Annotated in this window: 12 protein-coding genes and 2 pseudogenes; all 14 read left to right on the top strand. The window is 34.8% G+C overall.

Annotated elements, in window-relative coordinates:
• Positions 1-12 precede the first annotated feature (12 nt).
• The 14 genes and pseudogenes from kdpB to OEI98_RS11505 all read left to right on the top strand — a co-directional run bounded on the left by kdpB (position 13) and on the right by OEI98_RS11505 (position 14,778).
• Positions 13-2,052 (top strand): potassium-transporting ATPase subunit KdpB, encoded by a 2,040-nt coding sequence (gene kdpB, locus OEI98_RS11575; protein ID WP_004400566.1) that lies wholly within the window; start codon positions 13-15, stop codon positions 2,050-2,052.
• 15 nt (positions 2,053-2,067) lie between these two features.
• On the top strand, positions 2,068-2,646 hold the full coding sequence (gene kdpC / locus OEI98_RS11570; protein ID WP_004400565.1) for a potassium-transporting ATPase subunit KdpC: 579 nt from the start codon (positions 2,068-2,070) through the stop codon (positions 2,644-2,646).
• A 6-nt stretch (positions 2,647-2,652) separates the two neighbouring features.
• A pseudogene (kdpDN, locus tag OEI98_RS11565) lies at positions 2,653-3,777 on the top strand (KdpD-like non-kinase potassium sensor).
• Positions 3,778-3,850: 73 nt separating this feature from the next.
• Entirely contained in the window at positions 3,851-4,129 is a 279-nt protein-coding gene (locus OEI98_RS11560) for a hypothetical protein (RefSeq protein WP_003871133.1), read from the top strand.
• Positions 4,126-4,686 carry a CRISPR-associated protein Cas4 gene (gene cas4, locus OEI98_RS11555; protein WP_004400559.1) on the top strand — a complete coding sequence of 187 codons (561 nt, stop codon included), beginning with the start codon at positions 4,126-4,128 and terminating at the stop codon, positions 4,684-4,686. Before OEI98_RS11560 ends, cas4 begins: the two co-directional genes overlap by 4 nt.
• Before the next feature lie 72 nt (positions 4,687-4,758).
• Positions 4,759-5,643 carry a delta-lactam-biosynthetic de-N-acetylase gene (gene pdaA, locus OEI98_RS11550; protein WP_004400557.1) on the top strand — a complete coding sequence of 295 codons (885 nt, stop codon included), beginning with the start codon at positions 4,759-4,761 and terminating at the stop codon, positions 5,641-5,643.
• 102 nt (positions 5,644-5,745) lie between these two features.
• Positions 5,746-6,746, top strand: a pseudogene (locus tag OEI98_RS15380) (lysylphosphatidylglycerol synthase transmembrane domain-containing protein).
• A 133-nt stretch (positions 6,747-6,879) separates the two neighbouring features.
• Positions 6,880-7,449: a glycerol-3-phosphate responsive antiterminator gene (locus tag OEI98_RS11535; RefSeq protein WP_004400553.1), complete on the top strand. Its 570-nt coding sequence runs from the start codon at positions 6,880-6,882 to the stop codon at positions 7,447-7,449.
• Positions 7,450-7,526: 77 nt separating this feature from the next.
• Positions 7,527-8,258, top strand: coding sequence for an MIP/aquaporin family protein (locus tag OEI98_RS11530; protein ID WP_004400551.1), 732 nt, complete (start codon positions 7,527-7,529; stop codon positions 8,256-8,258).
• A gap of 82 nt (positions 8,259-8,340) precedes the next feature.
• On the top strand, positions 8,341-9,834 hold the full coding sequence (gene glpK, locus OEI98_RS11525) for a glycerol kinase GlpK (RefSeq protein ID WP_074592905.1): 1,494 nt from the start codon (positions 8,341-8,343) through the stop codon (positions 9,832-9,834).
• 168 nt (positions 9,835-10,002) lie between these two features.
• Positions 10,003-11,505: an NAD(P)/FAD-dependent oxidoreductase gene (locus OEI98_RS11520; protein ID WP_003866563.1), complete on the top strand. Its 1,503-nt coding sequence runs from the start codon at positions 10,003-10,005 to the stop codon at positions 11,503-11,505.
• Positions 11,498-12,757, top strand: a complete 1,260-nt coding sequence (locus OEI98_RS11515) for an NAD(P)/FAD-dependent oxidoreductase (protein WP_003866564.1) — start codon at positions 11,498-11,500, stop codon at positions 12,755-12,757. The genes OEI98_RS11520 and OEI98_RS11515 overlap by 8 nt, the downstream gene beginning before the upstream one ends.
• 1 nt (position 12,758) lies before the next feature.
• Positions 12,759-13,124 (top strand): DUF1667 domain-containing protein, encoded by a 366-nt coding sequence (locus OEI98_RS11510; RefSeq protein WP_003866565.1) that lies wholly within the window; start codon positions 12,759-12,761, stop codon positions 13,122-13,124.
• Between the two features lie 19 nt (positions 13,125-13,143).
• Entirely contained in the window at positions 13,144-14,778 is a 1,635-nt protein-coding gene (locus OEI98_RS11505; protein ID WP_074665142.1) for a sigma 54-interacting transcriptional regulator, read from the top strand.
• The last annotated feature ends 51 nt before the right edge of the window (positions 14,779-14,829 follow it).

Raw genomic sequence — 14,829 nt, 5'->3', positions numbered from 1 at the left:
AGGTAACGCCTTATGAAGAGAAAAAGAGAAATAAAAACGATGAGTAAAGAGATTGTAGTAGGCGCAATCAAAAACTCTTTTGTGAAACTTAATCCTCTTAAAATGTATAAAAACCCTGTGATGTTTGTGGTAGAAGTAGGTATGTTTATTACATTGTTGGCTACAATATTTCCTACTTATTTTGGAAGTACTTACGACGAAGTGGGATATAACGCTTTAATCACTTTTATATTGTTTGTAACAGTGCTTTTTGCTAATTTTGCAGAAGCACTGGCAGAAGGAAGAGGGAAAGCTCAAGCAGATACCCTTAAAAAGACAAAAAAAGAGACTATGGCAAAACTCATTAAAAGTGATGGAAGCATAAAAATGGTTAAGTCCTCTGAGCTTAAAAAAGGGGATATAGTGCTTTGTGAGGCAGGAGATATAATTCCGGCTGATGGAGAAATAATAGAAGGACTTGCTGCAATTGATGAGTCTGCAATAACAGGTGAATCTGCACCAGTTATAAAAGAAGCTGGTGGTGATTTTAGCTCGGTTACTGGTGGGACAAAGGTAATAAGCGATAGCATTAAAGTCCAAGTTACTGTTGACGAAGGGGAATCTTTTTTAGACAGAATGATAAAAATGGTAGAAGGAGCCAAAAGGCAGAAATCTCCTAATGAAATTGCTTTGACTACTGTTTTAGTGAGTTTGACAATAATTTTTATAATTGTTGTTATGACCCTATACCCAATGGCTAAATTTGTCCATGTAAGAATAAGTGCTACTACATTGATTGCTTTGTTAGTTTGCTTAATACCAACTACAATTGGAGGCCTTCTTTCTGCGATAGGCATTGCAGGTATGGATAGAGTTACACGCTTTAATGTAATTGCTATGTCTGGAAAAGCAGTAGAAGCTGCAGGAGATATCGACACAATGCTTTTAGATAAAACAGGCACAATCACTTTTGGAAATAGATTAGCAGCTGATTTTATACCAGTTGGCGGCCATAAAAAAGAAGAAGTTACATATTATGCCCTTGTATCCTCTTTAAAAGATTTAACTCCCGAAGGAAGGTCAATAGTAGACTTAGCTAAGAAAATGGGCGTAAAGGTACCGGAAGATATTTTAGATGGAGCGGTAGTTATAGAATTTACTGCAGAAACAAGGATGAGCGGACTAAATTTAAAAGATGGGACTATTGTGCGAAAAGGGTCTTATGATAAGGTGAAAGAATATATAAAAGAACAAGGAGGAGAAATTCCGGAAGATTTAGATAAAGAAGTTGAGAAGATATCTTTATTAGGTGGGACTCCTCTTGTAGTAGTGAAAGACAAAGAAGTATTAGGAGTAATATATTTAAAGGATACTATAAAACCTGGTATGAAAGAGCGTTTTAAACAGCTTAGAGCGATGGGAATTAAAACTATCATGGTAACGGGGGATAATCCTTTAACTGCAAAAACAATAGCAGAAGAGGCTGGTGTTGACGAATTCATTGCAGAAAGTAAACCAGAGGATAAGATAAATGTGATTAAAAGAGAACAGGCGGCAGGAAGGCTTGTTGCCATGACAGGAGATGGAACAAATGATGCACCAGCACTTGCCCAAGCAGATGTAGGACTTGCAATGAATAGCGGTACAATGGCTGCTAAAGAAGCTGCAAACATGGTGGACCTTGATTCTGACCCTACAAAGATTATTGAAGTAGTAGCAATTGGTAAGCAGCTTCTCATGACGAGAGGAGCGTTGACTACTTTTAGTATTGCCAATGACGTTGCTAAATACTTTGCGATACTTCCTGCCATTATGTCTGATACTTTGCCATCAATAAAGGTACTGGATATAATGAAACTCTCCTCACCGACTAATGCAATATTATCAGCTTTAATATTTAACGCCATTATAATACCTATTTTGATTCCTATTGCTATGAGAGGAGTAAAATATAGGCCAATGAGTGCTAATGCGTTATTGGCGAGGAATTTACTGATTTACGGACTGGGAGGATTGATTGCTCCTTTTGTGGGGATAAAACTTATTGACTTAATAATATCTTCTATCTTTTAATTTGGAGGATTTGCTATGAGTGAAGTTAAGAAAGCAATTAAATTTACACTTGTCTTGATGATATTGCTAGGGCTTATATATCCATTTATTATGACAGCAATTGCAAATTTAATATTTCCTTATCAGGCAAAAGGTAGTATAATTAAAGTAGATGGTAAGGCAGTAGGATCCGAGCTCATTGGACAAAAATTCACTGATTCTAAGTGGTTTATGGGAAGACCTTCCGCAGTGGATTACAATGCAGAGTCTTCAGGTGGTACTAATTACGCTTTATCTAATCCTAAATTTAAAGAAGAAGTGGAAAGAAATATTGAGGAGTTTTTAAAGAAAAACCCTGGAGTAAAAAGAAGTGACATACCTGCAGATATAGTTACTTCTTCTGCATCAGGATTAGATCCTCATATTTCTCCGCAAGCCGCATATTTACAAGTTGAAAGAGTAGCTAAAGCAAACAATTTGCCAGAAAAAGTTGTAAAAAAACTTGTGGATGAAAATATTGAAGGCAGATTTTTAGGCCTTTTTGGAGAACCACGGGTAAATGTGCTTAAATTAAATTTAAGCTTATTAGAAGAAATTAAGAAAAATAAAAAGTGAGGCTTTATGATGGCGAAGAAGTCCCCTGATTATTTTTTGAGAGAAATAGAAAGAGCTAATAAGGGAAGGTTGAAGATTTATCTTGGTGCTGCTCCTGGTGTCGGCAAGACCTATCACATGTTGCAAGATGCCAATGAAATGAAGGCAAGAGGTATAGATGTGGTAATAGGCTTTGTAGAAACCTATGGGAGAAAAGACACTGAGGAGCAGATAGGGGACCTTGAAATTATTCCGCTAAAGGAAATAAATTACAAAGGTGCAATTCTTAAGGAAATGGATTTGGAGGCTATTTTAAAGAGAAAACCCCAGGTTGTGGTGGTAGACGAATTAGCCCATACAAATGCTCCTGGTTCAAAAATGAAAAGAGATATCAAGATGTTTTGGAGCTTATAGATAACGGCATAAGTGTGATGACTGCTGTCAACATACAACATTTTGAAAGTCTTAATGATTATATAAACCGCATGACTAATGTAAAGGTGAGGGAAACTATTCCTGATAAACTTTTAGAAATATGTGATGAAGTAGAAGTAGTTGATGTTTCGCCGGAGACTTTGATAGAGAGGCTTAAAAATGGAAAGATTTATAGTCCCGATAAGATTGAAACTGCTCTTAACAATTTTTTTAGAATTGGCAATCTTTCCGGTTAAGGGAACTTACATTGAGGGAAGTAGCAAATGAGGTTGACGATAGGCTTTTGGAATATAAAAATAGAAAAAACGTTATAGGATTAAAAGGAGCACAAGAAAAGATATTGGTTTGTGTAAATTTGAGATTTAATGCAGAGTATCTGATACGAAGAGGTTATAGGTTAGCTAAAATGCTTAAAGCAGACCTCTTTGTTTTGCATGTTTACAATGATGATGACTTAAGAGACCATAAAAAACTCAAAAATTAGATGAAATCACAATGCTGTGCAACAAATTAGAAGCAAAGTTTTACATGGTCAAATCAAATGACCCTGCTAAGGCTATAATAAAATTTGCTGAAGAAAATGCAATTACTCAAATTGTAGTAGGACAGTCTGTGAGAAGAAGAATTGATGAAATAATAAGGGGTTCTATTGTTAGAAGAATAATGAAAGGTACTAAATTTATAGATGTTCTTGTTGTAGCCGATCCACGGGGGTAAAAATGGGTTTTACCCCGTTTTTTTATATGGTATAATAAGTCTGTAAAAATATTGTTTTTAAAGGTGTTATATTATGAAAAAAGAGGATAAGTATATATCTGCCACAGAGATAAATCAATTTCTTTATTGCCCCTATCAGTGGTATTATATAAAAAAATATGGAATAGAGTATATCAATAGTTTGAGAGAGCCAAAAGAGCAAGATTTGCAATTTAGTAACTTTAAGAAAGGGATAGAATATCATGAAAAATATTACAAGGATATTGTAAAATTGCGATATAAAAAATATGCGATTATTTTTGGAATTATAGCTATTTTATTAATAATTGCGATTATGAGGGTTTTAAAATGATTCTCAATATAATTTTTTTATTTTTTACTATATATTTGCTTATTCAATCAGTTATCGAACAGAGGCCTTTTTATAAAAAAATGAGAAGAAGCATAGGATTTCGAGGAGGTAAAATAATCTACATAGATAAATCGCAAGAGGTAAAAGAAAAGGGATTAATATATGGGAAGTTATTAAAATCTGACAAATATGGCTTATCTGGAAAGCCTGATTATATTTATCAGTTGGGAGAAGAATTAGTCCCTGTAGAATTAAAAAGTAGTGAAGCTGATGATTCACCTTATTATAAAGATGTTATGCAGTTAGTTGCATATTTTTTGATAATAGAAGATGTATACCAAAAAAGAGTAAAAAGAGGGCGAATAGTTTATAGGAATACTATGTTTGAGGTTTATAATAGGCGACACTTAAGAAAAGAACTTTTTAATATATTAAAGCAAATGGAAAAAATGCAAGAAGGAGATTACTATCCTGAAGTAAATCCTTCTTTTGCCTTGTGTAGATTCTGCCTTTGTAGAGATACTGTATGTGAAATATACAAAAATACTTCCAAATAAAAACAGAATATTATGTTTATATAGAGAAAAAAATAAAAACGGAATATAGAAAAATTGAAATGAGGTATGGCTATGGTAAGAAAAATATTCTATATCTTAATGGGAATTTTGTTGTGTTTTTCAATTGCTTCTTGTGGAATAGCTAAAAAAGACATTACAAGGGCAGAAGAACAAAAAATGCAAAATGAAGCTTTACAAAAGCCTTTGGAAAAACCTAAAGAAAAAATATCTAATACGGTCAACAATGCTGTTTATACCAATACAGAAAATCTGGATAACACTTTGTATAGCTGGGGACTAAGGGTGTTGCCAAATCATCAAACTCCAGAAATTACCCCTTTGGCAATGGAGCTTATAAAAAAATATGATGCGATTTTTGTAGGAGATACGACAAAAAAGGTAGTTTATTTGACTTTTGACGAAGGATATGAAAATGGCTATACACCTAAAATATTAGATATACTCAAAGAAAACAATGTAAAAGCTGCTTTTTTTGTAACTGGGCCCTATGTAAAAGAACAGGCTGATTTAGTTAAAAGGATGGTGGAGGAAGGGCATATAGTTGGGAATCACACAGTGAATCATCCAAGCTTACCTACCTTATCTGATGAAAAAGTAAAAGAGGAAATAACTAAGTTAGGAGATATGTTTGAAGAGCTGACAGGGAAAAAGATGAAGTATTTTAGACCGCCAAAAGGTGAGTATAGTGAGAGAACCTTGTATCTTACAAAATCGTTAGGTTATAGAACAGTTTTTTGGAGTTTAGCGATGGCTGATTGGCAGCCACTTCCTGGAGGACCAGAGGAAAGCTATAATACTGTTATGAAAAGGCTTCACCCGGGAGCTGTCATACTTTTACATGCTGTTTCAAAAGACAATGCTTTAGCCCTTGATAGGATAATTAAAAGTATTAAAGCCGAGGGATATGAATTTAAAACTCTAGATGATATACCATGAAAAATGTAAAATAAAGCCTTTGCGATGTAGGTTTTTCTACATCGCAAAGGCAAAATTGGGGGAATTATTTTGGGGACAATTCTTGAGAAGAAAAATTTATATATGATGGCTTTTGCATTACTTTTAAGCATTGGTTCAATTTTAGTCTTGTTAAAAATTACAGGCGTTAAAGAAATTGAAATGGCTTTTCACATACCCCTTTTTTATCTTGGGGCGATTTTTGGCTTGATAATATTGAGCTTGATAGTGGATACTTTGCGAATAAGGGATTTATTGAGAGAATTAGGAGAAAACTTGCCTTTTGATTATCTTTTTAAATTTAACCTTGCGACTTTTTTTATAAGCTACATAACACCTTTTGGCTCAGGAGCTTTACCTCTCATTGTATATTTACTTAGTAAAAAAGGAGTTTCACCAAATAAAAGCTTAATGATTTTTACTGCCAAGCTTTTGTTCTCAGGGATTTTTTTGGGACTGTGCCTCCTATATTACTTATTTTTTTTAGAAATCAATTAGAATTAGGAACTGTTCTTTCTTATTTTGCAGTGTTAGTAAGTATATTTTTGATGCTTTTGTTATTTATATTAATTTATATCATATTAAAACCCCGCTTTGTCATTGAGATTGTTAATAAAATAAGCAATATCTCGTTTTTTAAAAAGCCTAAACTGGAAAAGTATTTTGAAAAAATAAAAGAAGAAATCATACTTTATCATAAAAATTTTAATGACCTTTTTATAGGGCCTTCCAGTTATAAGCTGTTTTTTTCTCAATTATTTTATGCAGTAGCTTATTGGTTGCTTTTTTACAGCATTGCTCCAGTTTTATTATTAGCTATGAATATACATTTTAATTTGTTAGCAGTAATTGGAAGACAACTCATATTTTATGACATTTTGGCGTATAGTTTTATTCCAAGTGGTTCTGGTGTAGTAGAAATAGGTTTTGCAACAATTTTTTCAAATATACTTCCTCCCAGTAAATTAGGAATTTTTGTGGGCATGTGGAGGTTTTTTACTTATTATGTTTACTTGGGAATTTCGGCTATAGGATTTTTTATGGCAATAAAAAATCAAGATGCAAAGAGAATGTTAATTAAATAACATTTTGGTACTAATTATCATACAGGAATAATAACCTTTGATATTTTGTATCAAAGGGGTATTTTTTTATATGTATTTTTCAGGTTTATTTTTTGGCATATTACTTGCATAAAGAAAAGATGGGGGTATAAAAATGAGAGAAAAGATTCTGGATGCAATGAGAGACTTCCCGATAATAGCTGCAGTGCGAGAGGCAAAAGATTTAAATACGGCTCTTTCTTCAAATGCACAGGTGATATTTTTACTTACTGGTGACATAATGAACATTTCTGAAATAGTTCAAGAGGTCAAAAGACATGATAAAATTGTTTTTGTGCATTTTGATTTGCTTGAAGGTTTAGGAAAGGACAACAAAGCAGTAGAGTATTTGGCTGAAAAAATAAAGCCACATGGTATAATCTCTACCCGCAATAATATTTTGATACACGCTAAACAATTTGATCTTTTCTGCATCCAGAGACTTTTCATTTTAGATTCCCAGGCATTAAAAACAGGGTTTGCTTCAACAAAACAAATAGTTCCAGATGCAATAGAAGTAATGCCTGGGATAATTCCCTCAGTGATAAGTGAAATATCAGTAGATGTGCATCAACCAGTCATCGCAGGAGGTTTAGTCAAGACAAAAGAAGAAGTTATAAATGCACTTAAATCTGGAGCTATTGCCGTATCAACGAGTGAAAAAAATCTGTGGTTTATTGAGTGAAAGGAGGGTGAGAGACATAAAAATTGAGTTTTAAAAAATAAAACTTAATAAATTTTGGAATCATGGAGGGATATTTTATGAGTGACCTTGCAAAATATGTTGCTGAATTTTTTGGTACGATGATACTTATATGGTTAGGTGATGGCGTGGTTGCAAACGTTGTCTTAAATAAATCTAAAGGGCAAAACAGCGGTTGGATTGTAATCACCGCGGGATGGGGATTTGCAGTAATGGTAGGAGCGTATACAGTTGGGTGGATAAGTGGTGCTCACTTAAATCCAGCTGTGACAATTGGCTTAGCAACGATAGGCAAGTTTTCATGGAGTTTGGTGCCAGGCTATATTATAGCGCAAGTTTTAGGAGCTTTTGTGGGAGCTATAATTGTTTATTTGATGTACATGGATCATTATGCAGCAACTGAAGATCCCACAGCTAAGCTTGGTACTTTTGCAACTATTCCAGCTATAAGAAAGTTGGGTAAGAATTTTATGACAGAGGCATTTGGTACTGCTATGCTTTTAATAGGAATACTGGGTATAACAAATGGCAACAATCAATTAGTTGGAGGATTAGGACCGCTTCTAATTGGTTTACTTATTTGGGCAATAGGGTTAAGCTTAGGTGGACCTACAGGTTATGCAATTAATCCAGCAAGAGACTTTGGACCAAGGCTTGCTCATGCTATTCTTCCTATCCCAGGGAAAGGAGATTCTGATTGGGGATATGGTTTGATAGTTCCAATATTTGGGCCAATAGTTGGAGGAATACTTGGAGCTGTAGTTTACCAGCTTATTATGAGTATACACTAATACAAAAGTTTAAAGAGTTTAAATCGGCGAGAATTTATCTCTCGCCGATATGATATTATAAAAATTGTAAGGAGGAAAAAAGATGGCAAAGTACATTATGGCTTTCGACCAAGGGACAACAAGTTCCCGTGCGATAATTTTTGACCGCAGCGGGAAAATAATAGCTTCACTAAACCAGGAATTTAAGCAAATTTATCCTAAGCCAGGTTGGGTAGAGCATGACCCAATGGAAATCTGGGGTTCACAAATAGGTGTTGCAAAAGGTGTTATAGAAAAAGCGGGTATTAATCCGGAGGATATTGCAGCTATTGGCATTACAAATCAGAGAGAGACAACTGTTGTATGGGATAAAAATACAGGAAAACCTATTTACAATGCAATAGTGTGGCAATGCAGAAGAACAGCTCCTATATGCGATGAACTAAAAAACAAGGGTTTTGACAAGAAAATTAGAGAAAAGACAGGACTTGTAGTAGATGCATATTTTTCAGGAACTAAAGTAAAATGGATTTTGGATAATGTAGAAGGGGCCCGTGAAAAAGCAGAAAAAGGAGAATTGCTTTTTGGAAATATTGATACCTGGCTTATTTGGAATTTGACAAGGGGTAATGTACACGTAACTGACTATTCCAATGCTTCAAGGACGATGCTTTTTAATATACATGAGCTTAAATGGGATAAAGAGATATTGGCTGAACTTAACATACCAGAGCAAATGCTTCCGGAAGTTAAGCCTTCCAGTTATGTATATGGCTATACTGATAAAAGTATATTTGGAGTAGAGATACCTATTGCCGGAGATGCGGGAGACCAGCAGGCAGCTTTGTTTGGTCAAGCCTGTTTCAAACCTGGGATGGCAAAAAACACCTATGGAACAGGCTGCTTTATGCTCATGAATACTGGTGAAAAGGCTGTACCTTCCAATACTGGACTTCTCACTACAATCGCTTGGGGAATTGATGGCAAAGTAGAATATGCCTTAGAGGGTAGTATATTTATAGCAGGTGCTGCGATACAGTGGCTGAGAGACGAGCTTAGAATAATTGACAATTCACCTCAAAGTGAGGAATATGCGCTGAAAGTTGAAGACACAAATGGTGTATATGTTGTTCCTGCTTTTGTAGGATTAGGAGCCCCTTATTGGGATATGTATGCGAGAGGCACTATTGTAGGACTTACAAGAGGCGCAAAGAGAGAGCATATAATAAGGGCAACACTGGAGTCTATTGCTTATCAGACAAGAGATGTATTAGAGGCTATGCAAGAGGATTCAGGTATTAAATTGCAGGCTTTAAAAATTGACGGTGGAGCAAGTGCTAATAACTTCTTGATGCAATTCCAATCTGACATTTTAGGTGTTCCAGTTGACAGGCCTCAAGTAATTGAAACTACTGCTCTTGGCGCTTCTTATCTTGCGGGATTGGCAGTAGGATTCTGGAACAGCAAAGAAGAAATAGAGAAGAATTGGAATGTTGATAAACATTTTGAACCAGCTATGGATAATGAAAAGAGAGAAAAATTGTATAAAGGTTGGAAAAAGGCTGTAGAAAGGGCTATGAAATGGGCTGAAGAATAAAATAAAAAATTGATAAAAAGTAGCAGGAATTTTAAGATGTTTGTAGAATATATTTATTAAAGAGAAGAAAAAATAAATATGAGTATGGTGGAGATTTGGAGAACCATATATAGCCGACAGGGGTCGGTTATATATGGTTTTTTTATCTTTTAAGGAGGTTTTATGACTATGAAAGAAATGTACGATGTTTTGATAATAGGTGCTGGAGTGGTTGGATGTTCAATTGCGAGAGAACTTTCAAAATACAAATTAAAAATATTAGTTGTAGAAAAAGGTGAAGATGTGGCTTCGGAAGGAGCTTCTAAAGCTAATAGTGCAATACTACATGCGGGTTATGACCCTGTACCTGGTACTTTAAAAGCTATGCTGAATGTCAGAGGAAATGAAATGTACGATGAGTTGTGTAAAGATTTGGATGTTCCAATAAAGAGAACAGGTTCTTTAGTTGTGGCTTTTTCTGAAGAAGAGGTAAAAGAGCTCTATGAATTGTTTGATAGAGGAATAAAAAATGGTGTCAAAGGGTTGTCTCTCATTACAAAAGATATGGTCAAAGAGATAGAACCACACATAAATGACACTGTAGTTGCTGCTTTGTATGCCAAAACAGCAGGAATAATATGTCCTTATGGATATACTATTGCAGTGGCAGAAAATGCTGCACAAAATGGAGCAGAATTTGTTTTTAATTCAGAAGTAATTGATATCAAAAAAAATGGGGACTTCTTTATAGTAAAAACTCACAAAGAAGAATTTTACAGTAAATATGTTGTCAATGCTGCAGGACTTTATTCAGATGTCATAAATAACATGGTAGGGGCGAAGCCATTTTCTGTGCATCCTAGAAAAGGAGAATATTTGATATTAGATAAAGACCAAGGATATCTTGCAAGGACAGTAATATTCCAGGTTCCAACTAAAATGGGTAAAGGAATACTAGTTTCTCCTACAGTTGATGGAAATCTATTGATAGGACCTACTTCAGAAGACATACAAGATAAAGAATTTAAAGCAACTACCAGAGAAGGGCTCAATAAAGCAATTACAGTTGCAAAAAGAAGTGTGGATAAATTTGATGTCAGAAAGACTATCACTCAGTTTACAGGACTTAGAGCGACTCCTGATACAGAAGACAAAGACTTTATAATTGGAGAATCTGATGTGAAAGGATTTATAAATGCTGCTGGAATAGAATCTCCTGGTTTTACTGCAGCTCCTGCTATCGCTGAAATGATAAGGGATATACTTAAAGATGCTGGACTTCAGTTGATTGAAAAAGTAGATTTTAACCCAAAAAGAAAACCAGTCATAAGATTTACTGAACTTTCAGACGAGGAAAGAAACAAGCTTATAAAAGAAAATCCTGCTTATGGAAGAATAATATGCAGATGTGAGACAGTGACGGAAGGAGAGATAATAGATGCGATAAGAAGACCTGTAGGTGCAAAATCTTTAGATGGTGTTAAAAGGCGTGTAAGAGCTGGAATGGGAAGATGCCAGGGAAGTTTTTGTGGGCCGAGAGTTGTTGAAATATTAGCAAGAGAACTTAATATTTCTCCTCTTGAGGTTACAAAGCATGGAAGAAATTCGAATATACTAACTGCAGAGACAAAAAAATTTTTATTAGAAAAAGCATCGGAGGTTTTAAAGAAAGAGGTGTATGAGAATGCTTAACTATGATATAGTCATAATAGGTGGCGGCCCTGCAGGCTTGGGTGCTGCTGTAGAAGCCTATGAAAAGGGTGTAAAAAATATAGTCATAATTGAAAGAGATAAATATCTTGGGGGTATTTTAGAGCAGTGCATACACAATGGATTTGGACTTCAGGAATTTAAAGAAGAATTGACAGGACCAGAATATGCACAAAGATTCATTGATAAAGTAGAAGAATATGACATAAATGTAATGTTGGAAACTATGGTTTTGGAAATAACTCCTGATAGAATTGTAAAAGCTGTTAATTCTAAGGAAGGTGTGTTCACAATAAAAGCTGGAGCTATAATTTTAGCTATGGGATGCAGGGAAAGGCCGAGAGGTGCTATTATGATACCTGGCACTCGCCCAGCAGGTATTCTCACAGCAGGTACTGCTCAGAGGTATGTAAATATGGAAGGATATCTTCCAGGGAAAGAAATAGTGATATTAGGTTCTGGTGATGTTGGGCTTATTATGGCGAGAAGGCTTACATTAGAAGGAGCAAAAGTCAAAGCAGTTGTAGAACTCATGCCTTACTCTAGTGGACTTACAAGAAACATCGTTCAGTGTTTAGAGGACTTTAATATTCCTCTTCTTTTAAGTCACACTGTCATTGAAATTCACGGCAAAGACAGGGTAGAAGGAGTTACAATTGCCAAAGTTGATGAAAATAGAGAGCCAATTATGGAGACTGCACAGTATATAAGTTGTGATACGTTAATACTTTCTGTTGGCTTGATTCCTGAAAATGAGCTCTCTCAAAAGGCCGGTATAGAGCTAGACCCTATAACAGGAGGACCTATTGTAAATGAAATGTTAGAAACAAGTGTTCCTGGAATTTTTGCTTGTGGCAATGTCCTTCAAGTTCACGACTTAGTTGACAATGTTACTGCAGAAGCGAGATTGGCAGCTAATTCAGCAATACGATTTATTCGAGAAGGTGAATTTGGAAAAAGCAATATTGCCGTAAAAGCTGGTAATGGCATACGTTATGTTGTTCCGCAAAAGATAAATGTAGATAACATAGAAAAAAGGATAAAATTCAGAATGAGACCTGTTAACGTTTATAACAATGCTATGTTAGCAGTAAAGTCAGGAGACAAATATTTACTAAGACAAAAAAGGCAGCGCTTAACCCCTGGTGAAATGATTGATGTAAATTTAAGTAAAGACATACTAAAAAATGCAAATCTTGAAGAAGGTATTGTCTTTTTAGTTGAGGAGGGATAAAATGGAACTAAAAGAAATTACATGCATAGTTTGCCCCTTGGGCTGCAGGATACAAGTTGAAATGGAAGGAGGGGAGATAAAAAGCGTAAAGGGATATTCTTGTTCTAGAGGATTAGAATATGCTAAAAATGAAGTTACTATGCCTAAAAGGACTATTACTACAAGTGTGAGAGCAATAGGGGGACATCTTCCACTCTTATCTGTTAGGACAAAAGAGCCTGTTCCAAAAGAAAAGATACAAGAAATAATGCTTGAATTGGCTAAGGTAGAGGTTAAAGCTCCTGTAAAAATAGGAGATGTAGTGGTGAAGAACATTTTAGGTACGGGGGTTGACATAATTGCTACAAGAAACCTCTATGTAAAATAAGTTTTTGCGTGGTGATAAAATGGAGGGAAGAAGGGAAATATTAAGAACTCCTGTGAGTATCCATTCTCAGATTGCTGCCCATATTGTTCAAAAGGTTAGTCACATAAGCAGACAAAACAATGTAAGCATATTTTTAAGGAAGATAAATGACAATAGGTTGATTCCTGCAAATAGTATGTTATCAATGGTGACTTTTTTTGCTTCTCGGGGAGAAGAAATAGAAGTAGTGGTAGAAGGAGCAAATGTGGACAATGCTATAAAAGAGTTTAAAGGCTTTTTTTACAACGAGTTAGGGAAAGAAAAGGAAGAAAAAACTACTTATGAACTTTTAAAAAATACCTCAATAGCCTATGAGAAAATATTTAATTCTATTGGCTCAGGACTTATAGTTACTGATGAAAATGGGGCAATAATGATTTTTAACAAAGCAGCTGAAAGTATTACAGGGATTAATATGGACCAGGCTATAGGGAAAAAAATACAAGAAGTGATGTCGGATATAAAAATTGCTGATGTGTTAAAAACTGGCAAAGAAGAGATGAATAAAAAACTAAAAATAGGCACAAATGTGGTGTTAACAAATATAACACCTATTTATACAGGTACAAAAATAGAAGGGGCGGTTATAGTATTTTATGACTTCCCTCAAATAGAATATTTGGAAAATGAGCTGAAAAGAGATAGAAAACTTGACAAAGCTTTTGACATAATAATAGGCAATAGCGGAAAATTAAAAGACGCTCTTACTATTGCTTCTAAAGCTGCAGAAACTGATTCAACAGTCCTCATAAGAGGGGAAAGCGGAACGGGGAAAGAGCTGGTGGCTAATGCGATACATTACGCCAGTAAGAGAAAGGATAAACCATTTATAAGGGTAAATTGTGCGGCTATTCCTGTGACTCTATTGGAGAGTGAACTTTTTGGGCATGAAAGAGGAGCTTTTACTGGAGCTGTAACTCAAAAGATAGGAAAATTCGAATTAGCAGATGGAGGAACGATATTTCTTGATGAAATAGGAGATATTCCACCTGAGATTCAGGTAAAGCTTTTGAGAGTGATTCAAGAAAAGGAATTTGAAAGAGTAGGGGGAATAAAAACTATAAAAGTAGATGTGAGGATAATCGCTGCGACAAATAAAGATTTAGAAAAAGCAATAAAAGAGGGGACTTTTAGAGAAGATTTATACTATAGATTAAACGTTATACCTGTGATTTTGCCTCCATTAAGGGAAAGAAGAGGAGATATTCCTCTACTTGTCGAACATTTTATAGAAAAGCTGAACAAAAAACTAAACAAAAATGTAAAAAAGATTACGAAAAAAGCTATGCAAGCATTGATATATTATGATTGGCCTGGGAATATACGAGAATTAGAAAATATAATTGAAAGGTGTATAACATTAAGTGATACTGATTACATCGATTATGAAGATTTGCCCCAATATATTCGAAATGAAACTACTACTGTATCAGATGATGATATTATTTATCTTGGAGAAAATAGTGAGCTACTTACAATGGAGGAATATGAGTATAAAATAATAAAGGCTGCGATACAAAGATATAAAAGCTTTAATAAAGCAGGAAAAGTTTTAGGACTTACCCATAAAACTATTGCTGCAAAAGCAAGGAAATTTGGACTTGTTGATAGATAATACCAAAAGAAATAAATAGTTGATACTTTTTACCAAGATAGTCTTTCGAGG

Source organism: Thermoanaerobacter sp. RKWS2 (genome assembly GCF_026240795.1).
In the GTDB taxonomy this organism is placed as follows: domain Bacteria; phylum Bacillota; class Thermoanaerobacteria; order Thermoanaerobacterales; family Thermoanaerobacteraceae; genus Thermoanaerobacter; species Thermoanaerobacter ethanolicus.
This window is presented reverse-complemented; position numbering and strand designations above follow the sequence as displayed.

What these genes read in the sequence shown, in the direction of transcription:
- kdpB (WP_004400566.1), top strand. Translation starts at nt 13, where the DNA reads ATGAAGAGAAAAAGAGAAATAAAAACGATGAGTAAAGAGATTGTAGTA.
- kdpC (WP_004400565.1), top strand. Translation starts at nt 2,068, where the DNA reads ATGAGTGAAGTTAAGAAAGCAATTAAATTTACACTTGTCTTGATGATA.
- OEI98_RS11560 (WP_003871133.1), top strand. Translation starts at nt 3,851, where the DNA reads ATGAAAAAAGAGGATAAGTATATATCTGCCACAGAGATAAATCAATTT.
- cas4 (WP_004400559.1), top strand. Translation starts at nt 4,126, where the DNA reads ATGATTCTCAATATAATTTTTTTATTTTTTACTATATATTTGCTTATT.
- pdaA (WP_004400557.1), top strand. Translation starts at nt 4,759, where the DNA reads ATGGTAAGAAAAATATTCTATATCTTAATGGGAATTTTGTTGTGTTTT.
- OEI98_RS11535 (WP_004400553.1), top strand. Translation starts at nt 6,880, where the DNA reads ATGAGAGAAAAGATTCTGGATGCAATGAGAGACTTCCCGATAATAGCT.
- OEI98_RS11530 (WP_004400551.1), top strand. Translation starts at nt 7,527, where the DNA reads ATGAGTGACCTTGCAAAATATGTTGCTGAATTTTTTGGTACGATGATA.
- glpK (WP_074592905.1), top strand. Translation starts at nt 8,341, where the DNA reads ATGGCAAAGTACATTATGGCTTTCGACCAAGGGACAACAAGTTCCCGT.
- OEI98_RS11520 (WP_003866563.1), top strand. Translation starts at nt 10,003, where the DNA reads ATGAAAGAAATGTACGATGTTTTGATAATAGGTGCTGGAGTGGTTGGA.
- OEI98_RS11515 (WP_003866564.1), top strand. Translation starts at nt 11,498, where the DNA reads ATGCTTAACTATGATATAGTCATAATAGGTGGCGGCCCTGCAGGCTTG.
- OEI98_RS11510 (WP_003866565.1), top strand. Translation starts at nt 12,759, where the DNA reads ATGGAACTAAAAGAAATTACATGCATAGTTTGCCCCTTGGGCTGCAGG.
- OEI98_RS11505 (WP_074665142.1), top strand. Translation starts at nt 13,144, where the DNA reads ATGGAGGGAAGAAGGGAAATATTAAGAACTCCTGTGAGTATCCATTCT.